Annotated in this window: 14 protein-coding genes; 10 read left to right on the top strand and 4 right to left on the bottom strand. The window is 33.9% G+C overall.

All coding sequences use genetic code 11. The features are described from left to right. Nucleotides 1–13 precede the first annotated feature (13 nt). The 5 genes from RMO70_RS05170 (at nt 14) to RMO70_RS05150 (ending at nt 4,927) form a co-directional block, all read left to right on the top strand. Nucleotides 14–373, top strand: a complete 360-nt coding sequence (locus RMO70_RS05170; protein WP_310555350.1) for a four helix bundle protein — start codon at nt 14–16, stop codon at nt 371–373. A gap of 90 nt (nt 374–463) precedes the next feature. Continuing rightward, a complete protein-coding gene (gene hppD / locus RMO70_RS05165; protein ID WP_310555349.1) occupies nt 464–1,624 on the top strand; it encodes a 4-hydroxyphenylpyruvate dioxygenase in 1,161 nt (386 codons plus the stop codon). A gap of 299 nt (nt 1,625–1,923) precedes the next feature. Further along, nucleotides 1,924–2,700: a DUF3108 domain-containing protein gene (locus tag RMO70_RS05160; RefSeq protein ID WP_310555348.1), complete on the top strand. Its 777-nt coding sequence runs from the start codon at nt 1,924–1,926 to the stop codon at nt 2,698–2,700. A gap of 1 nt (nt 2,701) precedes the next feature. Continuing rightward, complete coding sequence (locus RMO70_RS05155) at nt 2,702–3,622, top strand: tryptophan 2,3-dioxygenase family protein (RefSeq protein WP_310555347.1); 921 nt, start codon at nt 2,702–2,704, stop codon at nt 3,620–3,622. 81 nt (nt 3,623–3,703) lie between these two features. Then, nucleotides 3,704–4,927: a peptidoglycan DD-metalloendopeptidase family protein gene (locus RMO70_RS05150; RefSeq protein ID WP_310555346.1), complete on the top strand. Its 1,224-nt coding sequence runs from the start codon at nt 3,704–3,706 to the stop codon at nt 4,925–4,927. Nucleotides 4,928–4,980: 53 nt separating this feature from the next. Here RMO70_RS05150 and RMO70_RS05145 read toward each other — a convergent pair whose 3' ends face one another. Both RMO70_RS05145 and RMO70_RS05140 read right to left on the bottom strand, forming a co-directional pair. Then, nucleotides 4,981–5,670 carry a zinc metallopeptidase gene (locus tag RMO70_RS05145; protein WP_310555345.1) on the bottom strand — a complete coding sequence of 230 codons (690 nt, stop codon included), beginning with the start codon at nt 5,668–5,670 and terminating at the stop codon, nt 4,981–4,983. A gap of 104 nt (nt 5,671–5,774) precedes the next feature. Next, the gene (locus RMO70_RS05140) at nt 5,775–8,771 is read right to left on the bottom strand and encodes a class I tRNA ligase family protein (RefSeq protein WP_310555344.1); all 2,997 of its coding nucleotides are present in this window, start codon (nt 8,769–8,771) and stop codon (nt 5,775–5,777) included. Between the two features lie 199 nt (nt 8,772–8,970). On the opposite strand from RMO70_RS05140, the gene RMO70_RS05135 reads away from it, so the two are divergent. The 5 genes from RMO70_RS05135 to RMO70_RS05115 all read left to right on the top strand — a co-directional run bounded on the left by RMO70_RS05135 (nt 8,971) and on the right by RMO70_RS05115 (nt 12,277). Beyond that, complete coding sequence (locus RMO70_RS05135; protein ID WP_310555343.1) at nt 8,971–9,846, top strand: permease-like cell division protein FtsX; 876 nt, start codon at nt 8,971–8,973, stop codon at nt 9,844–9,846. Nucleotides 9,847–9,885: 39 nt separating this feature from the next. After that, complete coding sequence (locus RMO70_RS05130) at nt 9,886–10,119, top strand: DUF3098 domain-containing protein (RefSeq protein WP_310555342.1); 234 nt, start codon at nt 9,886–9,888, stop codon at nt 10,117–10,119. A gap of 122 nt (nt 10,120–10,241) precedes the next feature. Next, complete coding sequence (locus RMO70_RS05125; protein WP_310555341.1) at nt 10,242–11,051, top strand: undecaprenyl-diphosphate phosphatase; 810 nt, start codon at nt 10,242–10,244, stop codon at nt 11,049–11,051. 6 nt (nt 11,052–11,057) lie between these two features. Next, the gene (truB, locus tag RMO70_RS05120) at nt 11,058–11,750 is read left to right on the top strand and encodes a tRNA pseudouridine(55) synthase TruB (protein WP_310555340.1); all 693 of its coding nucleotides are present in this window, start codon (nt 11,058–11,060) and stop codon (nt 11,748–11,750) included. Continuing rightward, nucleotides 11,750–12,277, top strand: coding sequence for a hypothetical protein (locus tag RMO70_RS05115; RefSeq protein WP_310555339.1), 528 nt, complete (start codon nt 11,750–11,752; stop codon nt 12,275–12,277). Before truB ends, RMO70_RS05115 begins: the two co-directional genes overlap by 1 nt. 70 nt (nt 12,278–12,347) lie before the next feature. Here the strand turns inward: RMO70_RS05115 and RMO70_RS05110 are convergent, their stop codons facing one another. After that, nucleotides 12,348–15,593, bottom strand: a complete 3,246-nt coding sequence (locus tag RMO70_RS05110; RefSeq protein WP_310555338.1) for a T9SS type A sorting domain-containing protein — start codon at nt 15,591–15,593, stop codon at nt 12,348–12,350. A gap of 100 nt (nt 15,594–15,693) precedes the next feature. Then, nucleotides 15,694–16,302 carry a DUF5025 domain-containing protein gene (locus tag RMO70_RS05105; protein WP_310555337.1) on the bottom strand — a complete coding sequence of 203 codons (609 nt, stop codon included), beginning with the start codon at nt 16,300–16,302 and terminating at the stop codon, nt 15,694–15,696. Nucleotides 16,303–16,432: the final 130 nt, after the last annotated feature.

Here is a 16,432-nt window from a genome sequence, read left to right as displayed (position 1 = left end):
CTATTTTGAAAAAATGACTTTTAACGAAAAATATAAGAACAATGCACTTTTGATAAAAACTTTTGAATTTTCATTAAAAATCATTGATTTAACTGAGGAATTGCAAGAAAAAAAGAAGTTTGTAATTGGAAATCAATTATTAAAAAGTGGCACTTCAATTGGCGCAAATTCAAAAGAAGCACAAAATGCAGAAAGTAAAGCAGACTTTATTCACAAATTGAAGATTGCTATAAAAGAAGCTGATGAAACAGAATACTGGTTGTTTCTTTGTGACGCTCACAAATCTTATCCAAATTGTAAAGAATTACTAAACGATTTGTCAGAAATTTTAAAAATTTTAAACAAAATAATTTCAACATCAAAACTTAAATAAATTTAGATAATTAGAAAATGTGTCAATTAGATAATTTTTATCAACACCTCATTTTCTAATTATCTAATTGACAAATTAACTAATTGTATTATGAGTAAAGAAGTAAAATCAGTCGAGTACGGCTTAGAAAAAATATTTGAAGGAGCACAAGATTTCCTTCCATTATTAGGAACCGATTACGTAGAATTCTATGTTGGAAACGCAAAACAAGCAGCCCATTTTTACAAAACAGCTTTTGGTTTTCAATCCCACGCATACTGCGGATTAGAAACAGGTTCACGCGACAAAGTGTCTTATGTTTTAAAACAAGACAAAATTCGGCTAGTATTAACAACGGCATTAAACAGTGAATCTCCGATTGGCGAACACGTTAAAAAACATGGTGATGGCGTAAAAATAATTGCTCTTTGGGTAGAAGATGCCCGTTCCGCATTTGAAGAAACTACCAAACGAGGTGCCAAAATTTATATGGAACCCGTTGTCGAAAAAGACGAATTTGGCGAAGTAGTTCGTGCAGGAATTTATACTTACGGAGAAACCGTTCATATGTTTGTAGAACGAAAAAATTACACTGGAGCATTTCTCCCAGAATTTATAGAACAGAAATCCGATTATAATCCATTGCCAGTTGGTTTAAAATACATAGACCATATGGTAGGAAATGTAGGCTGGAACCAAATGAACACTTGGGTAAAATTCTACGAAGACGTTATGGGATTTGTAAATTTCCTATCGTTTGACGACAAGCAAATTCATACGGAATATTCCGCTTTGATGTCTAAAGTGATGTCAAACGGCAATGGAAGAATAAAATTTCCAATTAACGAACCCGCAAAAGGCAACAAACGCTCACAAATTGAAGAATATCTAGATTTCTACGAAGGCTCTGGTGTGCAACACATTGCTATTGCCACTGACGATATTATTGAAACCGTAACGCAACTAAAAGCCCGTGGTGTAGAGTTTTTATCAGCACCACCGCACGAATATTACAAAGCCATTCCGGAGCGTTTGGGTGTGCATATGGATATGATGAAAGAAGATTTAACCAAAATTGAAAATCTTGCTATTATGGTCGATGCCGATGAAGATGGATATTTATTACAGATTTTTACCAAACCAGTAGAAGATCGACCAACATTATTCTTCGAAATTATTCAAAGAATGGGAGCTAAAGGATTTGGAGCAGGAAATTTCAAAGCATTGTTTGAATCTATCGAAAGAGAACAGGCAAAAAGAGGAACTTTATAATAAAATTAACTTTTTATTAAACTATTCATAACATACATCGATGTAGTGTTGGTGTAATTGATAAAAAAACGTTAAAGTTTATTTTTTATTAGATATAATTGAATTCATATACTACTTTTGCACTCGCAATTGAGGGGGTGGTTCCCTGAAAATTGATAAATTTTCATAATTTATAGTTTTTTGGTTGGTTAAAGCATAAAAACTCGGTCATTTATTTGACTGGGTTTTTTGTTTTTTAGTACTTTTGGAATGAATTTTGTATTCTAGGTTACAAACAGTGTACAAATCAATATTAAAAAATGAAAAAACTAGTATTTTACTTCGCATTACTTATTTCGGTTTCCATTTCAGCACAAAAAGAAAGTGCCTATGATGTTGGAGAATGGTTCAAATTTCGCATACATTATGGACTTGTAACTGCTGGGTATGCAACACTTGAAGTAAAAGAAGCAGTTCGTGATAACAAAAAAGTGTTTCACACTGTCGGGTACGGATATACGACTGGAATGACAAAAATGTTCTTTAAAGTCAATGATGATTATCAAAGTTTTATTGACAAAACAACTTCCAAACCCTACAGTTTTATTCGCAAAATCGACGAAGGAGGTTATACTAAAAATCAAGTTGGGTTTTTTAATCAAGACAAAAATACCGTTTTTGTAAAAGATTTTAAACACAATACTGAAAAAACGATAGCTGTTACAGAAAATGTTCAAGATATTGTATCGTCATTTTACTATTTGAGAAACCATCCCAATGTAGACAAACTAAAAATTGGAGAATCCATAATGATCGATATGTTTTTTGATGATGAAATTGTGAAATTTAAATTAAAATATGTTGGACGCGAACTTTTGAATACAAAATTTGGCAAAGTAAAAACTATGGTTTTCAGACCTTTTGTGCAATCTGGCCGTGTGTTTAAGGAAGAAGAAAGCCTAACGGTTTGGGTTACTGATGATGAAAATAAAATGCCCCTACGAATCAAAGCCAATCTTGCAGTTGGATCATTAAAAGCCGATTTAGAAGCATACAAAGGTTTAAAGCATCCGTTTATGATAATTCCAAACAAATAATATGGACAAAATAAAAAATTTAGTTCAAGAAATTGACAAGAAATACAAAGCCATCAATCAAAAAACAGAAGTTCATCTTGAGGGATTGCTTTGGTCAAAGCCTATAACTTATTGGGATTATATTCAAACCGATGCGCTTTTAAATCTGCAAACACAACGAACCCTGCTTCCTGATGAGAATGTGTTTATTATGTATCATCAAATAAACGAGCTTTTGTTTAAAATGATTCTTGGTGAAATAAACCAATTATCACATACTGAAAAGCCTACAACGGAATTTTTTACCGAAAGATTAATGCGTATTAGTCGTTATTTTGACATGTTAACCACCTCTTTTAGCATTATGAAAGACGGTATGGATGTGGAACAATATATGAAGTTTCGTCATACATTAACTCCTGCAAGTGGTTTTCAAAGTGCACAATACAGACTCATTGAATTTTCATCGACTGACTTAATAAATCTTATAGATTACCGATTCAGAGCGTCGATTGACAGAAATACGCCTTATGAACACGCCTTCGAGCATTTGTATTGGCAAGCCGCTGGAAAAGACTATAAAACAGGTGAAAAGTCCTATTTTCTTCAAGAATTTGAAAAAAAATATAAAAAAGAATTTCTAGCCACAATGGAAGAATACAATACCATCAATCTTTGGCGAAAATTCAAAGAACTTCCAGAAGTAGATCAACATAATCCTGATTTAATTTCTGCTATGCGCCATTACGATCATACTGTAAATATAACATGGGTAATGCAACACTTGAACACTGCTAAAAAATACATCGAATCCAGTGGAATAGGTGATGGAGAAGCTACTGGAGGAAGTGATTGGAAAAAATACATGCATCCTAAATACCAAAGACGCATCTTTTTTCCAGAACTTTGGTCAAAAGAAGAATTGGCTTCTTGGGGTGAATAAAAAAAATTTATTATCTTAGGCATCCGAAACAAAAATTTTAAAATTTAAAATTTGTTTTTTGGATATAAAATCTAGCCTAATTTGAAAAAAATCACATTCGCTTTAATTTGTATTTCACTACTTTTTTCGTGTAAAAAAGAAATTGAAACTGTTGTTACTATTCCTGAAGAAATAGAAGCTACCGTTTTTGATTTTGATTTAAAATTAAACGATTTTTATATCAAACGTGATACTATAAAAAAAGAAGATACTTTTCAGAATATTATAGAAAAACAAAATCTAAACGGCAAACTACTTTTCGATATTATCACCACAACAAAAAAAGAGTTTAACCTCAGCAGCATTCGCAAAGGCAAGCCCTACCTATTATTGTATACAAATGATTTTGCTAAAAAACTAGAATATTTCATTTACCAACCGGATCAGCTTAACTATTGTATCATTGATTTTAGAGATTCTATTGTACGTGTAGAAAAGAAAACAAGACCCATCACATTCAAAAGTAGAACTGTTGCAGGACAATTAAATGGTTCTTTATCAGAATCACTTAAAAACGAAGGCGCTTCTACAGCATTAACTAGTAAGTTAGTGAGTGTTTACAAGTGGTCTATCGATTTTTTTAAATCTAAAAAGGGAGATAAATTTGCCGTTACTTTTACTGAAAGATACATCAACGACAGCATTTATGACGGTGTCGATACGCTTCAAGCTGCTTTTTTTGAATACAAAGGCAAGAAAACATACGCTTTCCCGTTTATGCAAAACAAAAATCAGGAAAAAATAGAATACTATGATGAAAACGGAAATGCGTTAAAGAATTTCTTTCTTAAAGCACCCTTAAAATCCATAAACATCACTTCAAAATTTTCAAGAAATAGATTTCATCCCGTTCAAATGCGCTTCAAAGCGCATAATGGAACTGATTATGCAGCGCCAAGAGGAACACCTATAATGTCAACCGCAAATGGTGTTGTTGAACAATCGGGGTACACCGCAGGAAATGGAAATTTTGTCAAAGTCAAGCACGATAAAACCTATGCCACTCAATACTTGCACATGTCCAGAATTTTGGTGCGTCGTGGACAACAGGTAAAACAAGGCGATGTGATTGGAAAAGTAGGAAGTACTGGTCTTGCAACAGGTCCACACGTGTGTTATCGGTTTTGGAAAAACGGAAAACAAGTGGATGCTTTAAAGCTAAAGTTACCCAACTCCATCCCTATGGACAATGCTAACAAACCTAGGTTTTTAGCGTTTATTGCCCCTTTAAAACAAGCATTAGACAGTGTTGCCGCTTTGAATTAAACTAAAAAAATCCGTCTTTTTCAAAACGGATTCTGGAAAATTTTAATTATACGTTAATCTCTGCTTCCGCCAAAAACTCTCAAGGCAAAATACAATAACGTGACAAGTGATCCAACTGCAGCAACTACATAGGTTCTTGCAGCCCATTTCAAAGCGTCTTCAGCACCAGCATATTCTTCTTGACCCAACATATTTTTGTTTTTGAGCCAAGCTAAAGCACGCTTACTAGCATCATATTCTACAGGAAGTGTAATAAAACTGAATACCGTTCCAAAAGCATACAATACCAATCCTATAACCGCAACTATAAAACCAAATTTTGTAGCTGCCATAAGCAATAATCCACCCATAATAACCCATTGCGACATACTTGAGGCAATGTTAACAACTGGCACAAGTTTAGAGCGCATTTGCAACCACTCGTAAGCCGTAGCGTGTTGTACAGCATGACCACATTCGTGAGCGGCAACGGCTGCTGCCGATGCATTTCGCATATTGTATACCCCTTCACTTAGATTTACTGTTTTATTAGTAGGATTGTAATGATCCGTCAATTGACCTGGTGTAGAAATAACTTGAACATCTCTAATACCGTGATCAGCCAGCATTTTCTCGGCAATTTCAGCACCAGACATTCCGTTTCGCAAACTTATTTTTGAGTAATGCTCAAATTTTCTTTTTAATTGTGAACTGACTAACCAGCTCACTAGCATAATTAGTCCAATAATGATGTAATATCCCATTTTTTAAGTTTTTTAAAGTATAAAGTTATAAAATTAATATCAAATTGTGAGCCAAAAAAATCAATATCAATGGCGATGACAAAAATCAATTACAATTTCACGAACTATCCCACCAAATTTATGACTTTTCCAGGCACAATAATCACTTTTTTAGGTACGTTTCCGTCGAGTTGTTTAATAGTTCGTTCGTCTTTCATAATGATTTCTTCAATTTGAGCAGGTGTTAAATCCAAAGGCAATGTAATAGTGAAACGCATTTTTCCGTTGAATGAAACAGGATATTCTTTGTCAGATTCCACCAAATACTTGTCTTCACAAATTGGGAAATCAACTGTTGAAATTGATCCGGAATGACCGAGTTGTTTCCATAATTCCTCAGCAATATGCGGCGCATAAGGCGAAAGTATAATAGCCAAAGGTTCTAAAATTGCTCTTTCGTGACAGTTTTGAGTGGACAATTCGTTCACACAAATCATAAATTGTGAAACCGAGGTGTTGAATGAGAAATTCTCGATGTCTTCTGTGGCCTTTTTGATGGTTTTGTGTAAGCTTTTCAAACTGTCTGCCGATGGTTCGTTGTTGGTAACAATCAAACCATTATCATCAAAATACAAACGCCATAATTTTTTCAAGAACCCAAAAACACCAGTAATTCCTGCTGTATTCCAAGGTTTGGATTGCTCTAATGGACCAAGAAACATTTCGTAGAGGCGTAAGGTATCTGCTCCGTATTCGTTACAAATATCGTCGGGATTGACTACGTTGTATTTGGATTTGGACATTTTTTCGACTTCGCGACCAACGATGTATTTGCCATCTTCTAAAATGAATTCAGCATCTTTATAATCTGAATATAATGAATGTTTTTTAAATGCTTCTATATCTAATTCATTTGTAATATCATTAATTACTGATAAGTCAACGTGTATTTTAGAAGTTATTCGAGAAAACTGCAAGTCCTTTTCTTCAATTAATATTTTACTAATATCAATCCCTGTTAGTTTCAATACGTTTTCTTTAACAGTAAGATTATCATAGTCTTTGTTTTGACCAACCATTGGAGTAAAAGGAACAAATAAAGTTTTATTTATTCCTAAATCAACATCTTTACCATTCTGCTTTAATGAAATATTATCAATTCTATAAACAAAAGCACTCATCCCCAAAATCATTCCCTGATTGATCAATTTTTTAAAAGGTTCTTCGGTAGGCGCGAAACCTTTGTCTTTTAAAAATTTGTTCCAAAAACGAGAATAGAGTAGGTGTCCTGTGGCGTGTTCGCTTCCGCCAATGTACAAATCGACACTTTCCCAATATTTTATAGCTTCTTGACTCGCAAATTCATTGTCGTTGTGTGCATCCATATAGCGCATCCAGTACCACGAACTTCCCGCCCAACCTGGCATTGTGTTTAATTCTAATGGGTGAATGGTTACATTATCTATTAATTCGCAATTCGTAATTCGTAATTCCTTCGTATCCCAAGCCCAAACCGTTGCATTTCCTAATGGCGGCTGACCGTCTTCGGTTGGCAAGTATTTTTCTACTTCTGGTAGTTTGATTGGTAAATGTTTCGCATCAATCATTTGTGGCAATCCATTTACATAATACACTGGAAACGGCTCTCCCCAATAGCGTTGACGAGAAAAAACGGCATCACGCAAACGGTAATTGGTTTTGCCTGAACCTTGATTTAAAATTTCTAGTTCAGAAATTGCTTTTTTAGTGGCTTCTTTGTAATTCAATCCGTTTAAGAAATCGGAATTGGCAATAATTACATTGTCTTTCGAGCCATAGGCTTCGGTAGAAATATCGACATTATCGAAAATGTTTTTTATTGCAGGCATTCCGAGTGTTCCTTTAAAGAAATTGGCAAAAGCATAATCACGCTCATCGCCACAAGGCACTGCCATTACTGCTCCTGTTCCGTAACCTGCTAAAACGTAGTCTCCAATCCAAACTGGAATAGCTTCTTTGGTAAATGGATGTTCGGCATAGGCTCCTGTGAAAACACCTGAAATGGTTTTTACATCTGCCATTCGTTCTCTTTCAGAACGTTTCGCGGTTTTTTCGATATAATCGTTTACAGCTTGTTGTTGTTCTGGCGTTGTGATTTCTTGAACCAAAGGATGTTCAGGCGCTAAAGTCATAAAAGTCACTCCAAAAATAGTGTCTGGACGAGTGGTAAATACTTCTATTTGATGAGATTCCTCGTTCCTCGGAATGACAAAAAAGCTGACCATCGCTCCAACTGATTTTCCTATCCAATTGCGCTGACTTTCTTTAATGCTTTCGCTCCAATCAATCGTTTCTAATCCTTGTAATAAACGTTCAGCATACGCCGAAATTCGCATCGACCACTGGGTCATTTTTTTACGAATAACAGGATGCCCGCCACGTTCTGAAACACCATTTACGATTTCGTCGTTCGCCAAAACAGTTCCTAATCCTGGACACCAGTTGACTTCGGTTTCGGCTAGGTAAGTTAATCGGTACTGTAAAAGAATTTTTTGTTGTTTATCTGATGAAAAAGCATTCCATTCTGTCGCAGAAAATACTACTATGTTATCATCACAAACTACGTCAACTAATTTATTTCCTTCTGTTTCAAAAACCTTAACTAATTCTGAAATTGGCAAAGCTTTATCAGAATGCTTGCAATAATAAGACTCAAATAATTGAATGAAAATCCATTGTGTGTGTTTGTAATAATCAGCATTGGAGGTTCGCACTTCGCGACTCCAATCGAAAGAGAATCCTATTTTATCTAATTGTTGTCTATATCTAGCAATGTTTTCTTTGGTCGTTTTATCAGGATGTTGTCCTGTTTGTATGGCATATTGTTCGGCTGGAAGTCCAAAAGAATCATAGCCTTGCGGATGCAACACATTAAAACCCTTATGGCGTTTGTAACGTGCCACAATATCCGATGCAATATATCCTAGCGGATGTCCAACGTGTAATCCTGCTCCCGAAGGGTACGGAAACATATCTAAAACATAGTATTTGGGTTTGTCTGACGTGTTACTTGCGGCAAATGTTTGATTCTCTGCCCAGTGTTTTTGCCAATTGGCTTCAATTTCGTTTGGATTGTATTTCATTTTTTAAAAAAAGTTCAATATGTTTATAAAAATTATGGTGCAAAATTGATAAAATCATTCGCTTTTTCATTTTAACTGCATTTAGCATCACATTTTTGCTTGGCAAATTTACATTTATTATAAGAAAATGGAAAGTTTGAACGTTAATAACTTTAAATAAAGAAATTGTTTGTTATTTTTACCCAATAATATTGTTACTATGAGTTCATCTTTTGATAATTTTCAAAAACGTAGATTAATCACGTCTTATTTTTCGGTAGTGTTAAGTGTATTCCTTGTATTGTTTTTACTAGGAATGTTGGGTTTATTTATTGTCAATTCAAAAAAACTGTCGGACGATTTTAAAGAAGGAATTGCAATGTCGGTTTATTTTAAAGATGAGGCAAAAGACACTTCGATTGCTCAATTTACAGAAGCTTTGAAAGCTTCAAAATATACTAAAACATACAAATTTGTATCCAAAGATGCAGCTGCTAAAGAACACACTGACATTATTGGTGAGGATTTTATGTCGTTTTTAGGAGTTAACCCTTTGCAAAATTCGTTTGACATTCACCTCAAAGCCAATTATGTACAAGCAGACAGCATTACTAAAATAGAAAGAAATCTTCGTGAAAACGTATTGATTTCTGATATTATTTACGACAAGCAATTAGTGAATTTGGTAAACAATAACATTAAAAAAGTAAGTCTTTGGGTTCTAATCATCAGTGGAATATTTTGTGTCATTGCGGTTTTATTAATCAATAGCTCGATGCGATTGTCCATTTATGCCAACCGATTTATTATCAAAACGATGCAAATGGTAGGCGCAACCAAATCATTTATTAGAAAACCATTTGTTTGGAGAAGCGTTAAATTAGGAATGATTGGTGCTGCTTTTGCTATTGCTGGGCTTTTGGGAGTGCTGTTTTATATTGATTCTAACTTTCCTAATCTTGGGATTTTTAAAGATAAACTTACCATATCCTTAATTTTGCTAGGTGTTTTTGGAACAGGAGTTTTGATAACTTGGTTGAGTACTTATTTTGCAACTCAACGCTTTTTGAATTTAAGAACAGACGATTTGTATTAATCTTGGTTTGGTTATTTGTTTAATCAGTTATAAAAAAATATGGAAAATAAAACATCACAATTTCTTTTTGAAAAAGTAAATTATAAAATCTTATTAATTGGTATTGCTGTAATTGCTATCGGTTTTGTATTAATGTCAGGTGGAGCAAGCAATGATCCAAATGTTTTTAGTGAAGACATTTTTAGTTTTAGAAGAATACGATTGGCACCAACTTTAGTTTTAATTGGTTTTGGAATTACAATTTATTCTATTTTAAAAAATCCTAAAAAATAGATTATTTGATTTTTTGATTGTTCGAATAATCGAATGGTCTGAAAATATAAAAATAGATTGTTCGGTTTTTTGATTACTCGAAGAATCGAACAATCTAAAAGTCTAAAAATCCAAAAATCTAAATGGAAACACTCCAAGCCATAATTATTGCCATAATAGAAGGTCTAACGGAATATTTACCTGTTTCGTCAACGGGTCATATGATTTTTGCGAGTTCTTATTTTGGGATTCAAGAAGACGATTTTGTTAAACTTTTTCAAGTTTCAATTCAATTTGGAGCCATTCTCGCAGTAGTAGCTTTGTATTGGAAGAAATTTTTTGATTTCTCAAAGTTTAATTTTTTCATCAAACTCGCTTGTGCGGTTGTTCCAGCTTTGGTTTTAGGAAAACTGTTTGATGACAAGATTGAAGCCGTACTCGGAAATCCTATTCCCATTGCAATTGTTTTGATTTTAGGTGGATTTGCATTGCTTTTTGTAGATAAATTTTTTCAAAATCCTACTATTATACAAGAAGAAGATATTACTATAAAAAAAGCGGTAACCATAGGTTTTTGGCAATGTTTAGCTATGATGCCGGGCACAAGTCGTTCCGCTGCTTCCATTATTGGAGGAATGCAACAAGGATTATCACGCCAAGCCGCAGCTGAGTTTTCGTTCTTTTTGGCAGTGCCCACAATGCTTGCTGTAACAACCTATTCGTTGTTTTTAAAAACCTACCAAACCTCTCAAATGAAAGGTTACGAACTGATTTTAAAATCGAACGAAAACATCAAAATGTTTCTTGTTGGAAATGTTGTTGCTTTTGTTGTGGCTGTTTTAGCTATTAAATTTTTTATAGAAATCATCAAAAAATACGGTTTCAAACCTTGGGGTTGGTATCGCATTGTGGTTGGTTCACTTTTATTGGTTTATTTCACTTACTTAAAATAATTTACTTTGCTTACTCCCGAAGATTACTTAAACGGACAGGTTCTTCTTATAGACAAACCCCTGAAATGGAGTTCGTTTCAGGCGGTTAACAAGTTAAAATATACCTTAATAAACAAACTTGGGTTGCCAAAAAAATTCAAAATTGGACATGCGGGAACTCTTGATCCATTAGCTACTGGATTGCTTATTGTTTGCACAGGAAAATTCACCAAATCCATTTCTGAAATTCAAGGTCAAGCCAAAGAATATACTGGGACATTCCATATTGGAGCTACCACACCTTCTTATGATTTAGAAACCGAAATTGACGCCGTTTTTCCAACAGACCATATTACAGAAACATTAATCCAAGAAACTATTTCAATATTTCTGGGAGAAATAGACCAAAAACCACCTGTTTTTTCAGCCATTAAGAAAGATGGTGTTCGTTTGTATGAACACGCTCGTGCTGGTGTCGAAGTGGAGATTGCTTCTCGCAAAACCCAGATTCACGAATTTGAGATCACACGGATTGCTTTGCCAGAAATCGACTTTAGAGTAGTTTGTAGCAAAGGAACGTACATTCGTTCGTTAGCATTCGATTTTGGATTAGCATTACAATCTGGAGCGCATTTAAAGGTATTGAGGAGAACAAAAATTGGCGATTATGATGTTAAAAATGGACTAACTCCCGACGCTTTTGAGAAAAAATTAGTATAATGAAAACAAAACTGCTTTTCCTTTTCTTAAACATACCTTTTATAAGTTTTTCCCAAAGCTTTGACAGTAAATACACTCAATTTGAATTGTCAACACCCTTAAAAATAAATTCACACCGAGGCGAGACAAATGCGGACGGAAGCGAAAACGAATATTTTTTTCTCCCTGACGGATTAAGTGCAAAAATAGGCTATGGTATTCATTTTGAAGAATGGGTTTCTGTTGGTTTTCATACAGGAATTGATTGGAAAGCCTACGAAAAACTCGTTGCTGTTCCTATTTTTGCTAATTTTAAACTAAGCCCCGAAATAACCGAAAATGGCAGAATTGTTCTTCAATTTGGCATAGGAAAAGCACTAACTATTGGACAAAAAGGCAAATCAGGAGTTTATAAAAGATACAATTTAGGCTATCAAAATTCCGATGGATTGCTGTTTTTTATAGATATTTCCACCTATAATTTTTCTGTAAATAACAGTTCAAGTATTGGGGCTTTTAGTGTAGGGATTGCATTGGTTAGTTTTTAAACTTAAAAACGCCCAAACTATGATAGTTTAGGCGTTTTTGTAAAATACTAACTGATTTAAAGTAATAGCATTATTCCACCATTATTACTTTTCTAACTGTTTTACCTGTACTGGTAAACACATTTAAAATGTAATGCCCTTTTGGTAAATTGATGTTGTTAAGCGTCATTTCATCAGTAGTAAAACTGTTGGTGTACTTTACATTACCGTAAAAATCATAGATTTTGACTTCGTTGTTTGTACCAGCAGTTCTAGCTGCTCCGCTTGTTGTAGCAGCATTTACATCGCAAGGGTCAGGTGCTGTGAGACTAATGGTTAAACTATTATTGCTAGCTATCGGATTTGGGAAAGTGTTAATAATTGGAGCACAAGGATCGATTCCACCACCACCGCCAGTTCCTGTTGCGGAATTTGTAACATACATATATCTAGAATCTGAACCGCAACTATTAGTAACTCTAACATCTATAGCGGCTGTTGCTGCAATACACCCCGTTTTTACTGTTATAGTCGGTGTTCCTTGACCCGATAGGATTTGCCAAGCACAAGTTGGGCCACCAGCGTCGTTTATAGGCGCATTAATATACCATTGGTAACTGCTATCTGCTCCTATTGGCAAACCACCAGAATACGTGTAGGTTTTGGTTTGATTAAAATTGACAGTAGCGGGACCTGTAACATTTCCTGTATTTGGGAATTGCGGATGACCTAAATGAACTGTTTTTTCAATAGTTTGCCCGTTTTGAAACGTTGCAATAATTTTTCCAGAACCTATAGCACTTGAAGTCCCTTTTACGGTAACGGAATAAGCGGTTGATGCTACTATTGAAATATTACCTTGTACTGACCAACCATTAACTGGATTGCCATTTTGGTCATTGTATACAACTGCGCTTGGTACGTTACACGGATTGAGTAAGGTTTGAACCGAATTAGTATTAAAACATACTGCCGACGAACCGTTTAATTGATTGGGTTGTATTGGAAAGTAAGGCGCTTGGGGAATGCCTTGTAGTTCTTTGATTAACCAATTTGCGTTTTCCACAGTAACTTTTACATGGTCTTCGTTTGTTGGAGGTATAAAATAGCTATCAAATGGAATTTCTTTGTTTACAGGGTCACAAACTAAATTTCTATTAAAAGCTGTTGACCAATTGAAATTTGGGTTTTTAAATGCTAATGCACTTACTGACGGAATAAAAGCGTGTTTATGTAAGTTTATTGGCCAATTAAAATAAGTTAAATCCTTATCTAAAACTGACTGATATAATTCATTGGAAAATTCTTCGTAAATAATATCCATTGTATTAAATAAACCACCTTGAACAACATCCATAGACCCTCTCGGGTTTGAATTTATTCTAAAAACCCACCCATTAATTACCGATGGCTGACCTGGTATAGTAGTTCCAAAAATTTGCCCTAGTTTTCCTGGAAATGTAATTTTACCAGAAAAAGTTTGACTCAAGTTATTAGTTGTTGCTAAAAATCTATCATCTATTGTTACAACTTTTAAGGTTGTTGTCGCTGATGTGCCAAAAATTTGAAACCATTTTATAGTTTTAAAAGCCTCTAGTTGCAAACAAGTCAAACCTTCCGAATTTGTTTTTGCACCATTTCCTGTTCCGTTAATAATGGCTATTTTTCTTAAATTTTGAGGAAATCCATTAGAGTTTGGCAAACCATTTGATGCTAAATTGGCATTAAACAGATTTCTAAAACGGGTATTGTTGTTCTGACCATTAAATGGGCTAAACCATAAATTGGCTGTATAGGGAAAATTTTGTTGTACGCCGTCTAATTGCTCCGTGAGCATTTGGCGTGCCGCTGGAGAGCGAAAGTTTTCATCAAACTTTTGTTTTGCTTTTTCTTTTTGCCCATAATATCCAAAAAAGTATAAATTTTCTTGTGTGGATATTGGAATATTGGCTCCCAAATGTGGGCTATCAAAACTCACAAAAAGTTTGGTGTTGTGTGGTATGTTGTTTTTCTCCATATAAGCAAGAGCGTAACGAGCAACCAAACCACCCATACTTGGACCTATAATACTAATTTGCTCTGTACTACCATTACTTGCAAGTTTCGCGTTTTCGCGCTGAAATAACGCCACAAGTGCCATAGCATTGCGCTCTACATAATCTGCGCCAGCAGGAAAATTGACTAATGTAACATCAAAACCATAAGGTGCATTACGTAATTTTGTCACAAGATTTCTGTCAACACCTGTTTCGTCTTTAAACAACATTAATTCCTCTAAACTACTTTTATCAGATTTATAACCAATACTTCCAGGATAAATTTTTCTCCCATCTCCAGGATCAAAACCATCAAGAATAATGACTGTTTTTCTAATCTTTGGCTGTACACTAAAAGTATTTGTAGTTACATTATACCCGGAGTTAGAAACCGTATTGTAATAGGTACGGTATTCTAATTTACCAAGTGATGCAGTTGCTTCGTTATAGCCTTGAAAGGGTATTGTAGCTGTTACTCCATTTATACCTACAAAATTTTCTTCGGCAGGAAAAACTCCGCTTCGCAGTGTATCGGGGTTGGTTGCCACAATATTTACTGTCATTTTAGACTTTAGTGTTTGTGTAGTGTTATCATCAAAAGTAACGGTATAAACAAATTCTTTTTCTCCACTTGTTGTAAAAGTTACTATTGGTTTTGTGGTTGCTATGATTTGGTTGGCTATTAAATTATAAACTGTTCCAGTGCCGAAATTTACTGTTAAATTTTTTATTTTTTTACCCAAAAGCTGCAACATAAAACTAGGTTGTAACCTAAAAGTAATAGTATTCGCTGTTATTTCTTCTTTTAAGGCGGCTATAACGGTTACCTGATTTTCTGTAAATGGATTTACCCCAACAATATTTGCAAAACGCCCATTTTCAAACTTTAAACTAGGTGTGCTGGCATTGCCCGATTTAATTACGTTCATTTTAGTATTTATAATCCCAATATCAACTGCACTTGTAGTGCTGTATGCATTAAGATTGTTTTTTAAATTGTCTGAGGAAATAAAAGTTGGATTGTAGGCTGCACGATACAGCTCGCTCCACGACTGTAAAAAATGATTGTAATTAGAATTTGTTATAGCACCATTTGCTTTTAGTGCATCTAAATTGGCAAAATTCATTATTCTTTCATGAAGTATACCAGTAGTAATGGATTGCTTGTTTATGTTTAGTAACAAACTATCCATACTTTGTGTGTAGTCTTTTTTTAAACCTGTAATTGTAGTTTGCCCAGATGTAGAAATGGCAACAAATAAACATAAAAACCAAAGTTTTTTAAGAATATTATTTTTCATTATATTTGTATTAGTTAAAATTATTGTGAGAGATAGTTTTTGCTACGAGAAGTCATTACATCCAGTAATGGCTTTTCTATTTTTTAAATATTTACATAATTTATTGGTTTAAGGTTAATAAATTAATATCAAATCTACCTTCAGTAACTTGTATTGTTTCTGAAGAGTTATCTTTATTGTATAATGTACAATTAAATAAACCTGATATAATTTTATTATTATAATCAAATCTTGTAATATTAATAATACCACTATTTGGACCTGATATGAATGTTTTACCACTTACACCATCAAAAGTTTCACGAACTATAATATGTGGATTATTAGGGCTATTTAGAAATTCACCGTTGCTTTGGAGCACATTATAAATACCATCTTGAATTGTCATATCATTAATATGAATATAAATCCAATAATTTACACCTTTATCCTTTAAGTTTGTAATTGTTAATGAAAACGTGTCATTAAAATTTGGTAAACCAAAATTTGGCCCAACAACATATTTTAATCCATAAACTGGAAACCCACTTGTACCGTTAATGCCATTTTTTGGAACAATCACTTTGCCATTTATCATACAACCAGCTGTGTTTACACCAGTTGTTGTAATTGGTGGTAGTTGGTCTTGTATAACTTGTGGTGTTGTGTTGTCATTTTTATTACAAGCTGTTAGTGTAATAAAAGATAAAATGTAAATAAGTATTTTCATAATCGTTTATTTTAAAAGTGTAATTATTTCAAATTTAACAAAAAAAAAAAAAGACTTTTGCAAATTTTTTGTTGTTAAATTGTTTTTTTTAAGAATATTATTTTTCATTACTTTTGTATTAGTTAAAATT

The organism is Flavobacterium sp. (assembly GCF_031422135.1).
GTDB lineage: Bacteria > Bacteroidota > Bacteroidia > Flavobacteriales > Flavobacteriaceae > Flavobacterium.
The sequence above is the reverse complement of the archived record's forward strand: the minus strand, read 5'-3'. Positions and strand labels throughout refer to the sequence as shown.